Genomic DNA, 19646 nt, shown 5'->3' with positions numbered 1-19646 from the left:
GCAATCCCTTAAAGCTGCACACCGGAGAAGGACATAAAGCCCAGCGCCATCAGGCCGGTGGTAATAAAGGTAATCCCCAGGCCGCGCAGACCCGCTGGCACATTGGCGTACTTCAGCTTTTCCCGGATCCCCGCCATGGCGACAATCGCCAGCATCCAGCCGATGCCGGAGCCAAAGCCGTAAACGATGGATTCGCTGAAGTTATAGTCGCGCTGCACCATAAACGAGACGCCGCCGAAGATGGCGCAGTTCACCGCGATCAGCGGCAGGAAGATGCCCAGCGCGTTGTACAGCGACGGGAAGTACTTATCGAGGATCATCTCCAGGATCTGCACCAGTGCGGCAATCACGCCGATAAAGGTGATGAAGTTGAGGAAGCTCAGGTCAACGCCGTCCACCAGCGCGCCATCGCGCAGCACCAGGTTATACACCAGGTTGTTGACCGGCACCGAAATGCCCAGCACCACGGTGACCGCCACGCCGAGGCCAAACGCCGTCGAGACCTTTTTCGACACCGCCAGGAAGGTACACATCCCCAGGAAGAAGGCCAGCGCCATGTTTTCGACAAACACCGCGCGCACAAACAGGCTTATGTAATGGGCCATGGATTACTCCTTTTCCTGCTGTTCGGGCTTCAGGGTACGCAGCGCCCAAATCAGCAGCCCGATAATAAAGAACGCGCTCGGGGCCAGCAGGAATAAGCCGTTCGGCAAGTACCAGCCGCCGTTTTGTACGGTATCCAGTACGGTGACGCCAAACAGTTTGCCGCTGCCGAAAAGCTCGCGCAGGAAGCCGACCACAATCAAAATCACGCCGTAGCCCAAGCCGTTACCGATGCCGTCCATAAAGCTTGCCAGTGGCGGCGATTTCATGGCGTAGGCTTCGGCGCGCCCCATCACAATACAGTTAGTGATGATCAGGCCGACAAACACCGACAGCTGTTTGGAGATCTCGTAGGCGAAGGCGCGCAGGATCTGATCCACCACGATCACCAGCGAGGCGATGATCGCCATCTGCACGATGATGCGCACGCTGTTGGGGATGTAGTGACGGATCATCGAGATAAACATGCTGGAGAACGCCGTTACCAGCGTCACCGCCAGGGTCATAACAAAGGCGGTTTCCAGTTTGGTGGTGACCGCCAGCGCCGAACAGACGCCAAGCACCTGCAAGGAGATCGGGTTGTTATCCACCAGCGGGCTGACCAGTACCCGCTTGATCTCTTTCATGTTGCTGATTTCAGCCATTGTTGAGCGCTCCTTCACGAAGACGTTTTAAGAACGGGCCAAAACCGAGTTCGCCCATCCAGAAATCGAAACTGTGCTGCACGCCGTTGGAGGTCAGCGTCGCGCCGGAAAGCCCGTCCACGCCGTATTCATCGCCTGAACGCGCGCCGCCTTTAACCATCTTCAGCGCTGGCTTGCCGCTCTCATCAAGCAGCTTTTTCCCGATCCAGCGCTGCTGCCAGTTCGGGTTTTCGATTTCGCCGCCCAGCCCCGGCGTTTCGCCGTGGTCATAGTAAGTAATGCCCTTAACGGTGCGGCCATCGGTATCCAGCGCCACAAAAGCGTACATCACCGACCACAGCCCGTTGCCGTACACCGGCAGCACGATCTCCTGCGTCTGCTGCTGCTCGTCGCGTACCAGATAGATTTCCGCAATATTGCTGCGGCGCTTAATGCCAGCCGGGTCCTGCTCCGCGGGCAGCGCGATGCTGAGATCCGGGTCTTTCAGGGCCAGGCTTTGATCGAACTGCGCCGGATCTTTATTTACGAATTCGCCGGTTTTTAAATCGACCAGACGTGCGCTGATACGCGTGTCGTAAATCGATTTCACCTCTTCGTTGGTTAAGTTGGGAGCCATCAGCCCGGCAACCTGCAAAATATTGCGCTGCTTATCGAGCAGTTTTTGCTCCTGCTGGCGCGACTTCAGCCCCACTGCCGAACCGGCCACAATCACCGAGCACACCAGGCACAGCACCAGCACCGCCAGCAGCGTTCTGCCTGGGGTATCGAAACTTTTCACCTCAGCCACGGGACGCCCTCCGCTTGATATTGGCCTGCACCACCACGTAGTCGAACAGCGGCGCGAACAGGTTGGCGAACAGGATCGCCAGCATCATCCCTTCCGGATACGCCGGGTTGACCACGCGGATCAACACGCACATCACGCCAATCAACGCGCCGTAACACCATTTGCCCTTCTCGGTAAAGGAAGCGGACACCGGATCGGTGGCCATGAACATCATCCCGAAGGCGAACCCGCCGAGCACCAGATGCCAGTACCAGGGCATGGAGAATAACGGGTTGGTGTCGGAGCCGATAAGGTTAAACAGCGTGGCGGTAGCAATCATACCCACCATCACGCCCGCCACGATGCGCCAGGAAGCGACGCGGCCAAACAGGATAATCGCGCCGCCAATCAGGATCATCAGGGTAGACACTTCGCCAATCGAGCCGGGAATGAAGCCTAAGAAAGCGTCCATCCAGCTCACCGGCAGGCCGGTGGTGACGTCTACCAGCGATTCGCCGCCGCCCGTTGCCCACTGGGAAAGCGGCGTCGCGCCGGAAAATCCGTCCGCGGCGGTCCACACCAGGTCGCCGGAAATTTGCGCCGGATAGGCGAAGAACAGGAACGCGCGCCCCGCCAGCGCCGGGTTGAGGAAGTTGCGCCCGGTGCCGCCGAACAGCTCTTTAGCGATCACCACGCCGAAGCTGATGCCCAGCGCCGCCTGCCACAGCGGCAGCGTCGGTGGAACAATCAGGGCAAACAGGATCGAGGTAACGAAAAAGCCTTCATTGATTTCATGTTTGCGCACGATGGCGAACAGCACTTCCCAGAACCCGCCCACCAGAAATACCGTCAGGTAGAGCGGCAGAAAGTAAACGGCTCCCAGCGTCATCATGCTGATCCAGCCCGCGTCCGGCGCAAAACTCACGCCCAGCCACTGGGCCATCTGGTAATGCCAGTTGTTGGCAATTACCTGCGCCAGCTGAGCGGGCTCGTAGAGCTTGTGAAGAGCAGGTATGGTTTGCAGCCCGACGTTGTACATGCCCCAGAACATAGCCGGGAACACCGCGAACCACACCAGGATCATCATGCGCTTTAAGTCGATGGCGTCGCGCACGTGGGACGCGCCCTTCGTGACCATGCCCGGCGTGTAAAAGATGGTGACCGTCGCTTCATACAGCGGGTAATACTTCGCCAGCTTGCCGCCCTCAATAAAATGCGGCTCCAGCTTTTCAAAAAAGTGCTTCAAACCCATGCTTATCCTTCCTGCTCAATACGGGTTAACACGTCGCGCAGCACCGGGCCGTACTCATACTTTCCGGGGCAAACATAGGTGCAGAGCGCTAAATCCTCTTCATCCAGCTCCAGGCAACCCAGCGCCTGGGCGGCGTCGGTATCGCCCGCCAGCAAATCGCGCAGCAGCAGAGTGGGTAAGATATCTAACGGCATCACGCGCTCGTAGTTGCCGATCGGCACCATGGCGCGTTCCCCACCGTTGGTATCGGTGGAGAAGTTGAACAGTTTGTTTTTCAGGAAATGGCCCAGCGTGGTGCGGGTAATCGAGAACTTCTCTTTGCCGGGCATCACCCAGCCGAACAGCTCTTTATCGCCGCCTTCGGGCAGGACGCTGACCTGCAAATGAAAGCGCCCGAGCCAGGCATGCGGCCCGTGGGCGCGCACGCCGTTGAGCACCGAACCGGAAATAATGCGATTATCGCCGTCCTGCAACTCCCCTGCGGTGAGCTCGTCCAGCGATGCGCCAAGGCGGGTGCGGATCAAGCGCGGATTTTTGACCTGCGGGCCGCCGAGAGCGATGACGCGCTCGGTCCACAGTTCGCCCTCGATAAACAGCTTGCCGATGGCAATCACATCCTGATAGTTCAGGTGCCATACCTGCTTATGCAGGCTGACCGGCTCCAGGAAGTGAATATGGGTGCCCGGCAGGCCCGCCGGATGCGGTCCGGCGAATTCATTAAACGTCACCTGGCCGCTGGTATGGCCGCCAAGCTTGCCGCCGCTGGCCTGGCAAACGTGCACTTTACCCGGCGTCAGCCGCGTGAGCACGCTCAATCCCGCGTCAAACATGGCGCGGTGGCTGAGAATAATTGGCTCCGGGTTGGCGCTCAGGGGGTTGGTGTCCATGGCGGTGACGAAAATCGCCGTGGGTATGCTACCCGGTACCGGCGCTTTACTGAATGGACGGGTGCGGAACGCCGTCCATAAGCCGGAATCCAGCAGTTGGCTCTGCACCGTTTCACGGGGCAATGAGGCCAGCGAGGCGCGCTCATAGCGGGCGAAGGTTCGCTGCTCGTCGCCTTCAATGCGGATCACCACAGATTGTAGAATGCGTCTTTCCCCACGGTTGATTGCCACCACCTCGCCGCTGGCGGGCGCGGTGAACAGCACACCGGGGATTTTTTTATCTTCGAACAGCGCCTGCCCTTTTAGCACCCGGTCGCCTTCTTTGACCAGCATGGAGGGGCGCATGCCAACGTACTCCTCGCCGCGCAAGGCTACGTGCTGGATAACGGGGCCATCCGTCACCTGCTGTTCCGGCAGGCCCGCGATGGGAAGATTTAGCCCTTTTTTAATTTTAATCATAAGGTTAGCACGGAATAGTTAACGTAATTCCCGGCATGGAATGCCGAAACCAGAGTTGAACGTCGCTGCAATGTGGAAGAAAAGAAGGATGGGACATTACGAATGCGCTACGGCCGACAACGCCAGAAAAGGCAGAATTCGGGTAATGATCGTCAGGAGAATTTCCTTTCTTCTGTGCAGGTCATCATACGGCGTGAATGGTACCATCAATCGTTTGATTAGCGTCAGAAATAGATGAAAAGGAATCATAACTGCGAGCAAGCGCGCAAAGTTTTTGCCGCGCGCAGGCGGGCCAGGCAATACTGTGTAGCAAAACTGAATTGTAAACTCACCTCGGCGCGCTTGCGAAAAATAACAGCGGTGCTAATGTGAGCGCTCAATCCAGAATCGTCCGATTTAGGGTTTCTTTTTGTTGTGCCGTTCCGGCATTTGTTATCGATTTATCAAGGAAACAAGCAGTATGCGTAAAATCGCAGTGTTACTTGCGATGCTTCTGATGCCGTGCCTGGCGTTCGCCAGTCTACTCAGCAATGACAGCGCCACACCAATCAAAAAAGAATTGAGACAGCAGCTGATGGGCTCGCCGGTTTATATTCAGATCTTTAAGGAAGAACGCACCCTCGATCTGTATGTGAAAATGGGCGAACAGTATCAGCTGTTGGACACTTATCGCATCTGCAGCTATTCCGGCGGCCTCGGCCCGAAACAGCGCCAGGGCGATTTCAAAAGCCCGGAAGGGTTTTACTCGGTGCAGCGCAGCCAGCTGAAACCGGATAGCCGCTTCTATAAAGCCATTAACATTGGCTTCCCGAACGCGTTTGACCGCGCGCACGGCTATGAAGGCAAATACCTGATGATCCACGGTGCCTGCGTGTCGGTTGGCTGCTACGCCATGACCGACCAGGGCATTGACGAGATCTTCCAGTTCGTGACCGGCGCGCTGGTGTTTGGTCAGCCTAACGTGCAGGTAAGCATTTATCCGTTCCGCATGACCGACGCGAATATGCAGCGCCATAAATACTCGTATCACATCGATTTCTGGAAGCAATTGAAGCCGGGTTACGATTATTTCGCTGCCACCCACCAGCCGCCTGTGGTCTCGGTGGTGGATGGCCGCTATGTGGTCAGCAAACCGATCGGCAGCCAGCCTGTGCAGCCGCAGTTGGCCTCAAACTATACGCTCCCCGAGACAAAATAATGCCCACTCGCCTGGCATGATCTTCTGCCAGGTTTCATTGCCGGTCAGCGGCTGAGTGGCAATCACGGTGACCACATCGTTGGGTGTGGTCTCCTGCTGAAAGTCGATTTCTACATCCTGATCCAACAGCTTCGCCACGCCAAACGGCGCACGGCGGGTTATCCAGAATAAGTTGGTCGAGCAAAACGCCATGACGTAGCGCCCGTCCGACAGCAGCATATTGAATACGCCCTTCTCGCGCAGTTCCCCGGCCAGCGACGCTACATAGCGGAACACCGCTTCCATATTGCCAGGCGTACGCGGGTAGCGCGCGGTCAGTTTATGCAGCAGCCAGCAAAAGGCTTTTTCGCTGTCGGTTTCCCCCACCGGACGGAAGTTCCCGGTTTCCAGACCGTGATAACCTTTGAGCTGCCCGTTGTGCGCGTAGGTCCAGTTACGGCCCCACAGTTCGCGGGTAAAAGGATGGGTGTTTTCCAGCGCCACTTTTCCCCGGTTCGCCTGGCGAATATGCGCCACCACCGAACAGGACTTTATCGGATACTCCTGGACCAGCCGGGCAATCGGCGAATTAAAGCTGGGTTGCGGGTCTTTAAAGGTGCGACAGCCTTTACCTTCATAAAAGGTAATACCCCAGCCATCTTTATGCGGACCGGTGCCGCCGCCGCGCTGAACCAGCCCGCTAAAGCTAAAGCAGATATCGGTTGGCACATTGGCGCTCATCCCGAGCAGTTCACACATCACCCACCTCCCGTTTCAAAAAAGGGGCTTGCGCCCCTGTCGTGCAATTACGCTTTTACCATCTCTTTTTCGATCAGCTGGATCAGGATGTGGATCACTTTGATATGGATCTCCTGAATGCGATCGGCATAGCCGAAGTGCGGCACGCGAATTTCAATATCCGCGCTGCCCGCCATTTTGCCGCCGTCTTTGCCGGTCAGGGTGATCACTTTCATCCCTTTGGCGCGGGCCGCTTCAATAGCTTTAATAACGTTAGCGGAGTTGCCGGAGGTGGAAATCCCCAGCAGCACGTCGCCGTCGCGGCCAACCGCCTCAACGTAGCGGGAGAAAATATAGTCATAACCGAAGTCGTTGCTCACGCATGAGATGTGGCTGACGTCAGAGATAGCGATTGCCGGATAGCCCGGACGGTTCTCGCGGTAACGGCCCGTCAGCTCTTCAGCAAAATGCATGGCGTCGCAGTGGGAACCGCCGTTGCCGCAGGAGAGCACTTTGCCGCCCGCTTTAAAGCTGTCCGCCAGCAGCACCGCCGCACGCTGGATGGCGTGAATATTAGCGTCGTCTTTCAGGAAGTTAGCCAGCGTTTCTGCGGCTTCGTTCAGCTCGCTGCGAATCAGATCCTGGTACATGAGGATTTCCTTAAGGATGAATGAAAATAACCCTCGCAGTGTACCGGATAGGGTTGAAAGCGAGAAGCATCACCCGGCCCCCTTTCATGACGTTTTCAGCCGATCGGCAGGAACAATGTGAACCAGGTTGTAATTATATTGTAAATACATTGCTAAAAAACTGCGCTTCCACTACAACCTAATCATCACAAGTGGTCAGACCTCCTACAAGACAGGGAGCTTTTAGCTATGATGATGTTGAGTATTGTTGCCACCGTTATTCTGCTCGGGGTGCTGTTTTATCACCGGGTCAATCTGCTGGTCAGCAGCCTGATCCTGCTTGCCTGGACCGCGGCTTTAGGCCTGTCTGGCCTGTGGTCAATCTGGGTGCTGGTTCCCCTCGCGATTATCCTTGTGCCGTTCAACCTTGTACCGATGCGTAAATCACTGATTTCCGCGCCGGTATTTAAAGGTTTCCGCAAGGTGATGCCGCCGATGTCTCGCACCGAAAAAGAAGCCATCGACGCCGGGACCACCTGGTGGGAAGGCGAACTGTTCCAGGGCAATCCTGACTGGCAGAAGCTGCACAACTATCCGAAGCCGCAGTTAACGGCGGAAGAGCAGGCGTTTATCGACGGTCCGGTTGAAGAAGCGTGCCGTATGGCCAATGACTTCCAGATCACCCATGAAATGGCCGATCTGCCGCCGGAACTGTGGGCGTATCTGAAAGAGCATCGCTTCTTCGCGATGATCATCAAGAAAGAGTACGGCGGGCTGGAGTTTTCGGCTTACGCCCAGTCGCGCGTACTGCAAAAACTCTCTGGCGTGTCGGGCATTCTGGCGATCACCGTCGGGGTACCGAACTCGTTAGGTCCGGGCGAGCTGTTGCAGCATTACGGCACCGATGAGCAGAAGAACCACTATCTGCCGCGTCTGGCCCGTGGCCTGGAAATCCCCTGCTTTGCACTGACCAGCCCGGAAGCGGGTTCCGATGCGGGCGCTATCCCGGATACCGGCGTGGTGTGCATGGGCGAGTGGAAAGGCGAGCAGGTGCTGGGCATGCGCCTGACCTGGAACAAGCGTTATATCACCCTGGCCCCTATCGCTACCGTGCTGGGCCTGGCGTTTAAACTCTCTGACCCGGATCGTTTGCTGGGCGGTGAGCAAGAACTGGGTATCACCTGTGCGCTGATCCCGACTAACACCCCGGGCGTGGAAATCGGCAAACGCCACTTCCCGCTGAACGTGCCGTTCCAGAATGGCCCGACCCGTGGCAACGATATTTTCGTACCGATTGATTACATCATCGGCGGCCCGGCGATGGCCGGCCAGGGCTGGCGTATGCTGGTGGAATGCCTCTCCGTGGGCCGCGGCATCACTCTGCCGTCCAACTCCACCGGCGGCCTGAAGTCCGTCGCGCTGGCAACCGGTGCCTATGCGCATATTCGCCGTCAGTTCAAAATCTCCATCGGTAAGATGGAAGGCATCGAAGAGCCGCTGGCGCGTATCGCCGGTAATGCTTACGTGATGGATGCGGCGGCGTCGCTGATCACCTACGGCATTATGCTGGGCGAGAAACCAGCGGTGCTGTCGGCAATTGTGAAGTATCACTGCACCCACCGCGGCCAGCAGTCCATCATTGATGCGATGGATATCACCGGCGGTAAAGGCATCATGCTGGGCGAAAGCAACTTCCTGGCCCGTGCCTATCAGGGCGCGCCTATCGCGATTACGGTGGAAGGCGCGAACATTCTGACCCGCAGCATGATGATCTTCGGCCAGGGCGCGATTCGCTGCCATCCGTACGTGCTGGAAGAAATGGCCGCAGCGCAGAACAACGATGTGGATGCGTTCGATAAGCTGCTGTTCAAACATATCGGCCACGTCGGCAGCAACAAAGTGCGCAGCTTCTGGCTGGGCCTGACCAACGGCTTAACCAGCCGGTCGCCGACCCGCGATGCCACTAAGCGTTACTATCAGCACCTGAACCGCCTGAGCGCCAACCTGGCCCTGCTGTCGGACGTGTCGATGGCGGTGCTGGGCGGCAGCCTGAAACGCCGCGAGCGTATCTCGGCGCGGCTGGGCGATGTGCTGAGCCAGCTCTACCTGGCGTCTGCCGTGCTGAAGCGCTATGACGACGAAGGCCGTAACGAAGCCGATCTGCCGCTGCTGCACTGGGGCGTTCAGGATGCGCTGCACCAGGCCGAACAGGCGATTGACGATCTGCTGCGTAACTTCCCGAACGGCGCGGTCGCCGGGCTGCTGCGCGTGGTGATCTTCCCGCTGGGACGCCGTTACGATGCGCCGTCCGACAAACTGGACCATAAAGTAGCGAAGATCCTGCAAACGCCGTCTGCCACCCGTTCACGCATCGGCCGTGGCCAGTACCTGACGCCGAGCGAGTACAATCCGGTGGGTCTGCTGGAAGAAGCGCTGCAGGACGTGATTGCCGCCGAACCGATCCACGAGCGCATCTGTAAAGCGCTGGGTAAAAACCTTTCCTTCACCCGTCTCGACATGCTGGCGAAACAGGCGCTGGAGCAGGGACACATCACTCAGGAAGAGGCGGATATCCTGGTCAAAGCGGAACAAAGCCGTCTGCGCAGCATTAACGTGGATGAGTTTGAGCCGGAGGAGCTGGCGACTCAGCCGGTAAAGATGCCGGAAAAACTGCGAAAACCTGAAGCGGCCTAACCCTCAACGCTTCACTATCAAAAGACCGGTTGCCATAGCCGGTCTTTTTTTTGGCTTATGGTAGCCTCGCCGGGTTTGCGACGTTGATCTGCAATCTTCTCCGCCATTTGCTAAAAGGTCATGCTAGAGTGAAAACCCCCGTTAACGAGGAGAATGAGATTGTGCCTGGGTTAAAAGTATCGTTGTTACAACAACCGCTGGTGTGGATGGATGGCCCTGCCAACCTGCGCCACTTTGATGTGTTGCTGGATGAGCTAACCGGGCGGGACCTTATCCTGCTACCTGAAATGTTCACGACGGGCTTTGCGATGGAAGCCGCTCAACAGTCGATGGCTGAAGAGGAAGTCATCAACTGGATGCAAATTAAAGCCAGCCAGTTGGGCGCGATGGTCGGCGGCAGCGCCGCGCTGCAAACCGAACGCGGCCCGGTGAACCGTTTTCTGCTGGTCGAGCCGGAAGGCAAAGTCCATTACTACGATAAACGCCATCTGTTTCGCATGGCCGATGAGCACCACCACTATGTGGCGGGCGAGCAGCGGCTGATTGTCGAGTGGCGCGGCTGGCGCATTCTGCCGCTGGTCTGCTATGACCTGCGCTTCCCGGTGTGGTCGCGCAATGCCAATGATTATGACCTGGCGCTGTATGTGGCGAACTGGCCCGCGCCGCGCTCGCTGCACTGGCAGGCGCTGCTGACCGCGCGCGCCATTGAAAACCAGTGTTACGTCGCTGGCTGCAACCGGGTCGGGACCGACGGCAACGGGCACCATTACCGGGGCGACAGCCGCATTATCAATCCGCAGGGGGAGATCCTCGCCAGTGCCGATGCCCATCAGGCTACGCGTCTGGATGCGGAGCTGTCGTTAAACGCGCTGAAGGAGTACCGGGAAAAATTCCCTGCCTGGCGCGATTCCGATGACTTTACGCTGAACGGTTAACCTTTCGCCGGTGCGGTCGCCGATCGCACCGAGTCATAGACCTTCCAGGCCGCCTGCATGGCTTCGCCCTGTACCGTGCGCAATCCGTGTCGATTTAATACCGCTTCCAGCGCCGCGAGCGTTTGCAGTACGCAGTCTTTGCGCGCGTTATAGCCCATAGTGCCGATACGCCAGATCTTGCCCTGCAGCGGGCCAAACGAAGTGCCAATCTCGATGTGGAAATCGTCCAGCAGCTGCTGGCGCACTGCTTCACCGTTGATGCCGTGCGGGATAACGACGCCAAGCACGTTATTCATCTTGTGGCGGAGATCGCCAAAGGTTTCCAGCCCCATACCCTGGATGCCCGCCAGCATCGCCTTGCCGTGTAAGGCGTGCCGGGCAACGCGGTTATCCATCCCCTCTTCCAGCATGATGCGGGCGCATTCCCGGGCGGCGAACAGCATGCTGGTGGCTTCGGTGTGATGATTCAGGCGTTCCGGCCCCCAGTAGTCCATGATCATGCCGAGATCGAAATAATTGGAGTAGATCATCTCGTCGTCGCCGTCCTGATGATCCTGAGTGCGTATGCCGGCTTCGACGCATTTTCGCGCGCGTATCGCCGCTTCCATCTGCGGGCTAAGGGTAATCGGCGCGCTGCCTGACGGGCCGCCGAGGCATTTCTGCAAGCCTGCCGAAACTGCGTCTATACCCCAGTCATCGGTTTTTAAGGTGTTACCGCCCAGAGATGCGGTAGCGTCGGTGTAAAACAGTACGCTGTGGCGACGGCAAATCTCGCCCAGCTCCGCCAGCGGTTGCAGCAGGGTGGTGGAAGTATCGCCATGAACCGTCAATAGCAAGCGGGGTTTAACGCGTTTAATCGCCTCTTCAATACGATCCGGGGTAAATACCTCGCCCCAGGGCACCTCGATGGTATGCACTTCTGCCCGGCAGCGGCGGGCGATTTCACCCAGCAGATGGCCGAAGCGACCAAACACCGGCACCAGCACCCGATCGCCCGGGCGAATCGTCGACACCAGAATCGCCTCAATGCCCGCGCGCGAGGTACCGTCGATTAACAGCGTCCAGCGGTTGTGGGTCTCGAACACCTGGCGGTACAGCGCCATGGTTTCGTTCATATAGCCCGTCATCGCCGGATCGTACTGGCCGATAAGCTGGCTCGCCATAGCGCGCAGCACGCGCGGATCGGCGTTGATCGGTCCTGGCCCCATTAATAAACGAGAAGGCGGGTTGATTTGGGCGGGCAAAACGAAATCGGGCATAACGCGCTCCGGGCACAGCAGAAAGTAATTTGAAGAAAATCAATGTGCCAGATGGGAGCCGGTTTGGCTATGCGGTAGTGGGCTAAAGCGAAAACAAAAAAACCGTATCCCTTGCGGTGATACGGTTTTTTGAACTTTGCAGCATTAAGGCTACAGAGTATAAATGTTGGCGGAACGGACGGGACTCGAACCCGCGACCCCCTGCGTGACAGGCAGGTATTCTAACCGACTGAACTACCGCTCCGCGTTGTTCCCTTGGGAACGAGGCGAATATTACGGGGAGCCTCTCTAAGCGTCAACGCTTTTTCTCAGGATTATCATCGTTTGCTGCAAATTTCGCCCGAGTGACGACAAATCGCGCTAATTATCAGACGTTATGCGCGCCACAGGCAGTTACCGCCCTTCTTTTGCACCAGATCAAGACGTGATTCATGAGCGGCACACTCTTCATCGGTAGCGGTAATCACTTTTAAACGCGATGCCTGGCGCACCAGACGCTGAATGCCCGTGTTGTCCTGCACGTTCTGAGCCTCGCCTTCCATCGCAAACGTCATCGACGTCTGCCCGCCGGTCATGGTCAGCCAGACATCTGCCAGAATTTGGGAGTCAAGTAACGCGCCGTGCAAGGTACGTTTGCTGTTATCGATTTCATAACGCGAGCACAGCGCATCCAGGCTATTGCGCTTGCCGGGAAACAACCGCCGCGCCAGCGCCAGGCTATCGGTTATTTTGCAAAAGGTATCGGTTTTCGGGATCCCGCGCTTAAGCTTGCTGAATTCATAATCCATAAAGCCGATATCGAACGATGCGTTATGGATGATCAACTCCGCGCCGCGAATGTAGTCGATGAAATCATCCGCTACGTCGCCAAACACCGGTTTATCCAGCAAAAACTCATCCGCAATACCGTGAACATTGAAGGCGTCTGGGTCGATCAGACGGTCGGGTTTGATATAAACGTGAAAGTCATTGCCCGTTAAACGGCGGTTGATCACCTCGACAGCACCAATCTCAATGATGCAATGCCCTTCGTAATGGGCGCCAATCTGGTTCATACCGGTGGTTTCAGTATCGAGGACGATCTGTCGTGTAATTGCTGTGCTCATAGGGCTCGTTTATGTCAGACTTGGTTTTTTGATCACAGGAAGTCTACCAGAGATGCGCAAACAGGTAGAAATTTTCACCGATGGTTCGTGTCTGGGCAATCCAGGACCGGGCGGCTACGGTGCGATTTTACGCTATAAGCAACACGAAAAAACCTTTAGCGAAGGGTATAAGCTGACCACCAATAATCGTATGGAGTTGATGGCAGCCATCGTGGCGCTGGAAGCGCTGCGTGAGCATTGCGACGTGACGCTGAGTACCGATAGCCAGTACGTCAGGCAAGGCATCACCCAGTGGATCCATAACTGGAAAAAACGCGGCTGGAAAACTGCCGATAAGAAACCGGTCAAAAATGTTGATTTGTGGCAGCGGCTGGATAAGGCATTAAGCCAGCATAAAATTAACTGGGAGTGGGTCAAAGGCCACGCCGGCCATCCTGAAAACGAACGCTGCGACGAACTGGCGCGCGCGGCGGCCAACAATCCTCAACATGTTGATGTCGGGTATCAGGCGGAAAACGCGGTTAGTTAGGTTTCCGGTATTGCCGCGTTGCGCCCACCGCCGGGCGTAACTGCGTTTTGGCGCTGCGCTGTTTCATCGGGTTCAGCGTTAAAGGGATTGTACGCTTACGCGCCACGATAACCTGCATACAGCCCAACGCAGGTAAGTGAGTACTTAGTAACTTACCACCCTGTTTATTCCAGGGGAGCACCTGGAAATTGGTCTGATAGAGCACTTCAAAATTAAGCAGGGCAAGCCAGTCAAGCTGTCGGGCTAAGGTAAACATCCGGCTGTTATAAGGGATACGCTGACGGCGAAACGGCAACAGTTTACCTATACCTAACAGACTGAAGGGGTTAAAACTGCTCATAATTAACCACCCGTCATCAACCAAAACTCGGTCAACTTCGCGCAGTAATCCGTGTGGATCGGAACTCCATGAGATAGTGTGTGCTAACAAACAGGCGTCGATGGCCCGGGGTGCAAAAGGGAGCGCCAGCGGATCGGCTCTTACCTGAAGTTGCTCACCCTGGATGGCCACGTTAACCTGGTGGGAAATCGCACAGCTTTCAGTATTGATTTCCGCGCTGAGATTGCCAATCTTAACCAAGTGAAAACCAAACATTTTTGCAAGCCAGGGGCGCATCTGATATTCAAGCGCGTCGCGATAATATTCGCCCCAGGGGAGTTCAGCCCAGTGCCCTGGCGTCTGGTACGTCTTGGGTATCCTTGCCGGTTTCATCGCTACCTTCTGTCACGCATTAAGAGGTGTTTTATGAATCTTATCAGTATTCCCGCTTTTCAGGATAACTACATCTGGGTGCTCAGTGAGAACAATGGCAAATGCCTGATTGTCGATCCCGGTGAAGCCGACCCCATTATGCTGGCCATTGAACAGTATGGTTGGCAGCCTGAGGCGATTTTACTCACCCATCATCATAACGACCACGTGGGCGGCGTACCGGCTTTGCTACAAAAATTTCCTTCTCTGGCGGTTTACGGTCCGCAAGAAACCGCAAATAAGGGCACAAACCGTGTAGTCAATGAAGGCGATAAAATCAATCTACTGGGGCATGAATTCACGGTTATTGCCACGCCAGGTCACACTTTAGGACATCTCTGTTACTTTAGTTATCCTTACTTATTCTGCGGCGATACAATGTTTTCTGGCGGCTGTGGGCGCTTATTTGAGGGAACACCAAATCAGATGTATCAATCATTTAATAAACTAAATGCCTTACCAGAAGATACTCTGGTTTGTTGTGCCCATGAATATACATTAAGTAATTTAAAGTTTGCGGTGAGCATATTACCCCACGATCGTGACTTAAATGAATACTATCGAAAAGTTAAGGAGTTACGCGCAAAAAACCAAATTACTTTGCCCACAACGCTGGCGGAAGAACGCAAAATCAATGTTTTTTTAAGAACACAAGATATTGATATTATTGACACAATCAATAAAGAAACAACTTTGCAACAACCTGAGCAGCGTTTTGCATGGTTAAGGGCCATGAAAGACAACTTCTGATAATTCATGCTTGTCATTGAGGACATTCGCCGTTATCATCGCTCGTCTTTTAAGCAACTATTGACACACACATGAAGGCAAAAGCGATATTACTCGCCTCTGTCCTGCTTGTGGGATGCCAGGCGTCAAAGCATGACGCCACCGTCCAACAGCACGCACAGAGCCTTTCTGCAGCTGGTCAAGGGGAAGCAGGGAAGTTTACAAGTTCAGGGCGATGGATGGACGATGGGACGTCTTTCGCTGAAGATCAAGACTTGTGGACTTTCATTGGCGACGAGCTAAAGATGGGAATTCCGGAAAACAGCCGGATTCGCGATCAAAAACAGAAGTATTTGAGCAATAAGAGCTATCTCCACGATGTAACTTTACGGGCAGAGCCGTATATGTACTGGATAGCAGGGCAAGTTAAGAAACGTAACATGCCCATGGAACTGGTACTACTACCCATAGTGGAGAGCGCTTTTGACCCTCACGCAACGAGTGGTGCTAATGCCGCAGGCATCTGGCAAATCATTCCGAGCACGGGGCGAAACTATGGTCTTAAACAGACCAGGAATTACGATGCACGTCGCGACGTAGTGGCTTCCACCACTGCGGCACTCGATATGATGCAGCGCTTAAACCGTATGTTTGACGGCGACTGGCTCCTGACTGTCGCGGCCTATAACAGCGGCGAAGGTCGTGTAATGAAGGCAATGAAAGCGAATAAAGCACGGGGTAAACCCACGGATTTTTGGTCGCTTTCACTGCCACAGGAAACCAAAATCTACGTACCAAAAATGCTGGCGTTGAGTGATATTCTCAAAAACAGCAAAAAGTACGGTGTACGGTTGCCGACCTCGGACGAAAGTCGCGCACTGGCGCGCGTCAAACTCAACAATCCTGTTGAGGTGGCGCAACTGGCTGATATGGCCGGGATTTCAGTGAATAAACTGAAAACCTTTAATGCCGGTGTGAAAGGATCGACGTTAGGCGCAAGCGGCCCGCAATATGTTCTGGTGCCGAAAAAGCATGCCGATCAGCTGCGTAGCTCGCTGGCAGCAGGTGAAATTGCTGCCGTACAGCCAACACTGGTTGCCGACAACAGTAGCTCTGCTCGCTCCTATAAAGTGCGTTCGGGCGATTCATTATCGGGCATCGCATCACGTTTAAACGTGTCGACCAAAGATTTGCAGCGCTGGAATAACCTGAAAGGCGCGCATATCAAAGTGGGGCAAACCCTCACCGTTGGGGCAGTTGAAAGCGGTACGCGGCTGGCAAGCAATGACGACAGCATTACCTATAAGGTTCGCAAAGGCGATTCGCTCTCCAGCATTGCTAAGCGTCATGGCGTGAACATCAAAGATGTGATGCGCTGGAACAGCGGTACTGATAATTTGCAGCCGGGCGATCAAATTACTCTGTTTGTTAAGAACAGCGTAAACAGCGACTCGTAAGACTCTACAAACTTAAAAAGGCACCGATTCCCCCGGTGCCTTTTTCTTTTACTACGGCTTATACACTTCGATCATAATGGTATCGCTGGTGAAAGAGCCTTCTTCTTTCAGTTCAAAGTAACGCTGTACTGCCCCAGACGCACTCTTCTGATATAAGCGAATAGCCGCGGCTAAGGACTCTGGCGTGCGCATACGGGCAATCCAGCTTGCATACTCCAGTACCAGACGATCGGTAATCACTGAGGTGGTCAATAATCCTGCTTCACTGAACATCGCCGCCCATTCGCCACTGGAATAATTTCTGACGTGCGACGTGTCGCGCAACGCTTCAATGGTTTGCAACCAGATATCCAGCACCGCATTGCCGGGCGACATCACATCCATCACGATTGCCTTCCCGCCCGGACGCAAAACGCGCTTAATTTCCCGCAGCGCCTGGCCGACATCCTGCCAGTGATGGGCGGAATAACGGCTGATAACGATGTCGAAGCTTTCATCAGCGAATGGCAAAGATTCCGCGTAGCCCTGGCGAGTCTGGAGGTTATCTAACCCCCGCTCACGCGCGGCGCTGTTTACAGTTTCCAGCATGCTGGCGGATAAATCGTAGGCAATCACTTCTTTTACCTGGGAGGCGGCGATAAAGCTGGCGTGCCCTGCTCCACAGCCTACATCAAGCAGTTGTGCATGAGGAAAAGAGGCCAGGCGCGTTTTTAAGCGTTCCAAATCCCGTCCGCTGGCATGGACCTGGCTGGTCAGATAGGCCGAAGCCTGAGAGCCGAACTGCTTATTGATGTTGTCGTGGTGCGAGTGTGTTGTCATTACGTTGCCCTTTTTTGAGTGAATGCAGGGCAGAACGTCTGATCTGCCCTACGGCAGACCTGACATACCTTAACGCTTAGCAGGTTTGCCGGGTGTGAATTCAACGAGTAGCGGGTTATGGTCGGAGGCACGCGTCACCAGAACAGAGGCTTCGTGAACAGCCAAACCACGGTAGAAAACAAAATCAAGCGGGCGGCCAAACGCCCGCCGGCGGTGATCGTCAGTGAATCGCACTTCGCGCAGCGACATTTCGCGCGCGAAACGGTAAAGCGCATTCATACGCGGGCGGCTCCAGGCGTTAAAATCCCCGGCCATAATAATGGGGCCGCTGTGATGGGCGATTTGATCGCCAATAGGGCCTAATTGCTTGCTATATACGTCTACACCGAGACTGAAATTTACCGCATGGATGTTAATCACCATCAGCATACGGGTATCGGGCAAAGGATAAACGGTAACCAGCGCCGACTTGGACAGCCGCAGAATAGGCTCTCGCTCGCGCAATGGGCAACAGTAGACAGGATGCGCTGCCGACAGCGTCATCACCCCAGAGGGATGCTGGGGCAGCACAAACGCAGGTACCTGATCGGCTGCCAGATAATTGGTGGTAGCAAAGTTAACCAACTCCGGCGTAGTTTGTGCTTCCTGCAACAATACCAGATGCGCATCCTTACCAAAGTTTTTCAGAACCGAGAGCCATTCAGCACGCTGCTGCTTAAAGATGTTCCAGACCAGCACCCGAAGACGATCGTGGCCCGGAAGCGGCTCTCCCGCAGGTAATGCCTGACCTATGGTCGCAAACGAGCCTGGCGCCAGGATGCGCTCTGCAGGCTGTCCGGCGACATATCGCATTGCATAGGTAGATTTACGCACTTTCGACTTCATTCCTCTCATAGGTATGCCCGCAAAAACAGAAGCGGCTTATCTGTTATAGGGATTTTAGCTCACACTTTCAACGTGCAGGGCCAGAAACAAGCGTATCCGCTATTTCAGGACCAGTCTGGCGAGTTATCTGCGCTTCGTTAATCCAATCCAATGTTATCTGATGCATAAGCATGACGCCGCTGCTGAGAGGTGGTTAAATAACAAAAACGACGCTAATCGCGTACTGGTATTGCGTATGGAGCAATAATGAAGGCGACATCAGAAGAGTTAATGATATTTGTTGCTGTAGTGGAGAGCGGTAGTTTTAGCCGGGCGGCGGAACAGCTCTCCCTGGCAAACTCGGCGGTAAGCCGGGCCGTGAAGAAGCTGGAAATGAAGCTGGGCGTAAGCCTGCTTAATCGCACCACTCGCCAGTTGAGCCTGACCGAGGAAGGGGAGCGTTATTTTCGTCGCGTGCAACAGATATTGCAGGACATCGCCGCAGCAGAAAATGAGATTATGGAAACAAAGCAGATGCCGCGGGGCTTACTGAGAATCGATGCCGCAACGCCAGTGATCCTTCATTATCTGATGCCACTGATAAAGCCCTTTCGGGAAAAGTATCCTGAAATCACACTTTCTCTCGTTTCTTCAGAGACTTTTATCAATCTTATTGAGCGCAAAGTGGACGTGGCGATTCGCGTTGGAACGTTAAGCGATTCCAGCTTGCGAGCGCGAGCGTTATTCAGCAGCTACCGTAAAATCATCGCCGCGCCGGACTATCTTGAAAAACACGGAATGCCGCAATCGGTAGACGATCTGGCAAAACATCTATGCCTGGGTTTCACCGAGCCTGCGTCATTAAATATCTGGCCTGTCGCACAGTCAGATGGACAGCTTTATGAAGCGAGCCCAGGATTATCATCAAACAGTGGTGAGACGCTAAAACATCTCTGCCTCGCTGGCAACGGCATCGCTTGCTTATCTGACTATATGATTAATAAAGAGATTGAGAACGGTACTCTGGTAGAGATCATGACCGATATTCGTTTACCCGTCGCCATGCCTTTTAGCGCGGTCTATTACAGCGATCGTGCCGTCAGCACACGTATTCGGGCGTTTATTGATTTTCTTAGCGAGCAAATCCCAGCGCATGCCGCTCAGCGATCTTGAGCTTTAGAGGAAATAAAGACGAAAAAAAACCCTGAGTCAGAGACTCAGGGTTTAATTAAGTGGCGGAACGGACGGGACTCGAACCCGCGACCCCCTGCGTGACAGGCAGGTATTCTAACCGACTGAACTACCGCTCCACCGAATTTTTCCACAACCACCGGTTTATTGCCCCGGT

The 19646-nt window shown here is 55.1% G+C and carries 19 protein-coding genes and 2 tRNA genes; 7 read left to right on the top strand and 14 right to left on the bottom strand.

Features of this window, described 5'->3' with window-relative positions:
- Positions 1 to 8: 8 nt before the first annotated feature.
- Genes nqrE through FND52_RS05330 form a run of 5 tightly spaced genes read right to left on the bottom strand, consistent with a single transcriptional unit; the run spans position 9 to position 4611 of the window.
- On the bottom strand, positions 9 to 605 hold the full coding sequence (gene nqrE, locus FND52_RS05350) for an NADH:ubiquinone reductase (Na(+)-transporting) subunit E (protein ID WP_144129888.1): 597 nt from the start codon (positions 603 to 605) through the stop codon (positions 9 to 11).
- A gap of 3 nt (positions 606 to 608) precedes the next feature.
- On the bottom strand, positions 609 to 1247 hold the full coding sequence (locus FND52_RS05345; protein ID WP_125295131.1) for an NADH:ubiquinone reductase (Na(+)-transporting) subunit D: 639 nt from the start codon (positions 1245 to 1247) through the stop codon (positions 609 to 611).
- Entirely contained in the window at positions 1240 to 2034 is a 795-nt protein-coding gene (locus FND52_RS05340; RefSeq protein WP_144129886.1) for a Na(+)-translocating NADH-quinone reductase subunit C, read from the bottom strand. Before FND52_RS05340 ends, FND52_RS05345 begins: the two co-directional genes overlap by 8 nt.
- On the bottom strand, positions 2027 to 3265 hold the full coding sequence (locus FND52_RS05335) for an NADH:ubiquinone reductase (Na(+)-transporting) subunit B (protein ID WP_144129885.1): 1239 nt from the start codon (positions 3263 to 3265) through the stop codon (positions 2027 to 2029). Before FND52_RS05335 ends, FND52_RS05340 begins: the two co-directional genes overlap by 8 nt.
- Positions 3266 to 3267: 2 nt before the next feature.
- Positions 3268 to 4611, bottom strand: a complete 1344-nt coding sequence (locus FND52_RS05330) for a Na(+)-translocating NADH-quinone reductase subunit A (protein WP_144129883.1) — start codon at positions 4609 to 4611, stop codon at positions 3268 to 3270.
- A 460-nt stretch (positions 4612 to 5071) separates the two neighbouring features.
- On the opposite strand from FND52_RS05330, the gene dpaA reads away from it, so the two are divergent.
- Positions 5072 to 5809 carry a peptidoglycan meso-diaminopimelic acid protein amidase gene (dpaA, locus tag FND52_RS05325; protein WP_125295135.1) on the top strand — a complete coding sequence of 246 codons (738 nt, stop codon included), beginning with the start codon at positions 5072 to 5074 and terminating at the stop codon, positions 5807 to 5809.
- On the opposite strand, the gene FND52_RS05320 is transcribed toward dpaA, so the two are convergent.
- On the bottom strand, positions 5780 to 6547 hold the full coding sequence (locus FND52_RS05320) for a class II glutamine amidotransferase (protein WP_125295136.1): 768 nt from the start codon (positions 6545 to 6547) through the stop codon (positions 5780 to 5782). The two genes, dpaA and FND52_RS05320, sit on opposite strands and share 30 nt — an antisense overlap.
- Before the next feature lie 47 nt (positions 6548 to 6594).
- Positions 6595 to 7176, bottom strand: coding sequence for a D-sedoheptulose 7-phosphate isomerase (lpcA, locus tag FND52_RS05315; protein WP_125295137.1), 582 nt, complete (start codon positions 7174 to 7176; stop codon positions 6595 to 6597).
- Positions 7177 to 7404: 228 nt separating this feature from the next.
- Between lpcA and fadE the strand changes: the two genes are divergently transcribed.
- Together fadE and FND52_RS05305 are read left to right on the top strand one after the other, a co-directional pair.
- Entirely contained in the window at positions 7405 to 9849 is a 2445-nt protein-coding gene (fadE, locus tag FND52_RS05310) for an acyl-CoA dehydrogenase FadE (RefSeq protein ID WP_125295138.1), read from the top strand.
- A 161-nt stretch (positions 9850 to 10010) separates the two neighbouring features.
- Positions 10011 to 10784 (top strand): amidohydrolase, encoded by a 774-nt coding sequence (locus tag FND52_RS05305; protein WP_144129881.1) that lies wholly within the window; start codon positions 10011 to 10013, stop codon positions 10782 to 10784.
- On the opposite strand, the gene FND52_RS05300 is transcribed toward FND52_RS05305, so the two are convergent.
- The 3 genes from FND52_RS05300 to dnaQ all read right to left on the bottom strand — a co-directional run bounded on the left by FND52_RS05300 (position 10781) and on the right by dnaQ (position 13149).
- A complete protein-coding gene (locus FND52_RS05300) occupies positions 10781 to 12043 on the bottom strand; it encodes a pyridoxal-phosphate-dependent aminotransferase family protein (protein ID WP_125295139.1) in 1263 nt (420 codons plus the stop codon). The genes FND52_RS05305 and FND52_RS05300 overlap by 4 nt on opposite strands.
- Positions 12044 to 12210: 167 nt before the next feature.
- Positions 12211 to 12287, bottom strand: a tRNA-Asp gene (locus tag FND52_RS05295).
- A 130-nt stretch (positions 12288 to 12417) separates the two neighbouring features.
- Positions 12418 to 13149: a DNA polymerase III subunit epsilon gene (dnaQ, locus tag FND52_RS05290; protein ID WP_144129879.1), complete on the bottom strand. Its 732-nt coding sequence runs from the start codon at positions 13147 to 13149 to the stop codon at positions 12418 to 12420.
- Here dnaQ and rnhA point away from each other — a divergent pair.
- Complete coding sequence (gene rnhA / locus FND52_RS05285) at positions 13103 to 13678, top strand: ribonuclease HI (protein WP_167509335.1); 576 nt, start codon at positions 13103 to 13105, stop codon at positions 13676 to 13678. The genes dnaQ and rnhA overlap by 47 nt on opposite strands.
- Here rnhA and FND52_RS05280 read toward each other — a convergent pair.
- Entirely contained in the window at positions 13671 to 14390 is a 720-nt protein-coding gene (locus tag FND52_RS05280; RefSeq protein ID WP_125295165.1) for a class I SAM-dependent methyltransferase, read from the bottom strand. The genes rnhA and FND52_RS05280 overlap by 8 nt on opposite strands.
- A gap of 33 nt (positions 14391 to 14423) precedes the next feature.
- Between FND52_RS05280 and gloB the strand changes: the two genes are divergently transcribed.
- Both gloB and mltD read left to right on the top strand, forming a co-directional pair.
- Positions 14424 to 15179: a hydroxyacylglutathione hydrolase gene (gloB, locus tag FND52_RS05275; RefSeq protein WP_125295166.1), complete on the top strand. Its 756-nt coding sequence runs from the start codon at positions 14424 to 14426 to the stop codon at positions 15177 to 15179.
- A 71-nt stretch (positions 15180 to 15250) separates the two neighbouring features.
- A complete protein-coding gene (mltD, locus tag FND52_RS05270; protein ID WP_144129877.1) occupies positions 15251 to 16615 on the top strand; it encodes a murein transglycosylase D in 1365 nt (454 codons plus the stop codon).
- Positions 16616 to 16666: 51 nt separating this feature from the next.
- On the opposite strand, the gene FND52_RS05265 is transcribed toward mltD, so the two are convergent.
- Together FND52_RS05265 and FND52_RS05260 are read right to left on the bottom strand one after the other, a co-directional pair.
- Positions 16667 to 17434: a class I SAM-dependent methyltransferase gene (locus FND52_RS05265; protein WP_125295168.1), complete on the bottom strand. Its 768-nt coding sequence runs from the start codon at positions 17432 to 17434 to the stop codon at positions 16667 to 16669.
- Between the two features lie 69 nt (positions 17435 to 17503).
- The gene (locus FND52_RS05260) at positions 17504 to 18307 is read right to left on the bottom strand and encodes an endonuclease/exonuclease/phosphatase family protein (RefSeq protein ID WP_125295176.1); all 804 of its coding nucleotides are present in this window, start codon (positions 18305 to 18307) and stop codon (positions 17504 to 17506) included.
- A gap of 258 nt (positions 18308 to 18565) precedes the next feature.
- Here FND52_RS05260 and yafC point away from each other — a divergent pair, with 258 nt between their 5' ends.
- On the top strand, positions 18566 to 19471 hold the full coding sequence (yafC, locus tag FND52_RS05255; protein WP_144129875.1) for a DNA-binding transcriptional regulator YafC: 906 nt from the start codon (positions 18566 to 18568) through the stop codon (positions 19469 to 19471).
- A gap of 60 nt (positions 19472 to 19531) precedes the next feature.
- On the opposite strand, the gene FND52_RS05250 is transcribed toward yafC, so the two are convergent.
- Positions 19532 to 19608, bottom strand: a tRNA-Asp gene (locus tag FND52_RS05250).
- Positions 19609 to 19646 lie beyond the last annotated feature (38 nt).

Source organism: Atlantibacter subterraneus, from assembly GCF_007570865.1.
Taxonomy (GTDB): Bacteria; Pseudomonadota; Gammaproteobacteria; order Enterobacterales; family Enterobacteriaceae; genus Atlantibacter; species Atlantibacter subterraneus.
The sequence above is the reverse complement of the archived record's forward strand: the minus strand, read 5'-3'. Positions and strand labels throughout refer to the sequence as shown.

Excerpts from the sequence above, each read along its gene's own strand:
- yafC (WP_144129875.1), top strand. The coding sequence starts at position 18,566 with ATGAAGGCGACATCAGAAGAGTTAATGATATTTGTTGCTGTAGTGGAG.
- FND52_RS05345 (WP_125295131.1), bottom strand. The coding sequence starts at position 1,247 with ATGGCTGAAATCAGCAACATGAAAGAGATCAAGCGGGTACTGGTCAGC.
- fadE (WP_125295138.1), top strand. The coding sequence starts at position 7,405 with ATGATGATGTTGAGTATTGTTGCCACCGTTATTCTGCTCGGGGTGCTG.
- nqrE (WP_144129888.1), bottom strand. The coding sequence starts at position 605 with ATGGCCCATTACATAAGCCTGTTTGTGCGCGCGGTGTTTGTCGAAAAC.
- FND52_RS05330 (WP_144129883.1), bottom strand. The coding sequence starts at position 4,611 with ATGATTAAAATTAAAAAAGGGCTAAATCTTCCCATCGCGGGCCTGCCG.
- gloB (WP_125295166.1), top strand. The coding sequence starts at position 14,424 with ATGAATCTTATCAGTATTCCCGCTTTTCAGGATAACTACATCTGGGTG.
- mltD (WP_144129877.1), top strand. The coding sequence starts at position 15,251 with ATGAAGGCAAAAGCGATATTACTCGCCTCTGTCCTGCTTGTGGGATGC.
- FND52_RS05300 (WP_125295139.1), bottom strand. The coding sequence starts at position 12,043 with ATGCCCGATTTCGTTTTGCCCGCCCAAATCAACCCGCCTTCTCGTTTA.
- FND52_RS05280 (WP_125295165.1), bottom strand. The coding sequence starts at position 14,390 with ATGAAACCGGCAAGGATACCCAAGACGTACCAGACGCCAGGGCACTGG.
- dnaQ (WP_144129879.1), bottom strand. The coding sequence starts at position 13,149 with ATGAGCACAGCAATTACACGACAGATCGTCCTCGATACTGAAACCACC.
- dpaA (WP_125295135.1), top strand. The coding sequence starts at position 5,072 with ATGCGTAAAATCGCAGTGTTACTTGCGATGCTTCTGATGCCGTGCCTG.
- FND52_RS05335 (WP_144129885.1), bottom strand. The coding sequence starts at position 3,265 with ATGGGTTTGAAGCACTTTTTTGAAAAGCTGGAGCCGCATTTTATTGAG.
- FND52_RS05265 (WP_125295168.1), bottom strand. The coding sequence starts at position 17,434 with ATGACAACACACTCGCACCACGACAACATCAATAAGCAGTTCGGCTCT.
- FND52_RS05320 (WP_125295136.1), bottom strand. The coding sequence starts at position 6,547 with ATGTGTGAACTGCTCGGGATGAGCGCCAATGTGCCAACCGATATCTGC.
- lpcA (WP_125295137.1), bottom strand. The coding sequence starts at position 7,176 with ATGTACCAGGATCTGATTCGCAGCGAGCTGAACGAAGCCGCAGAAACG.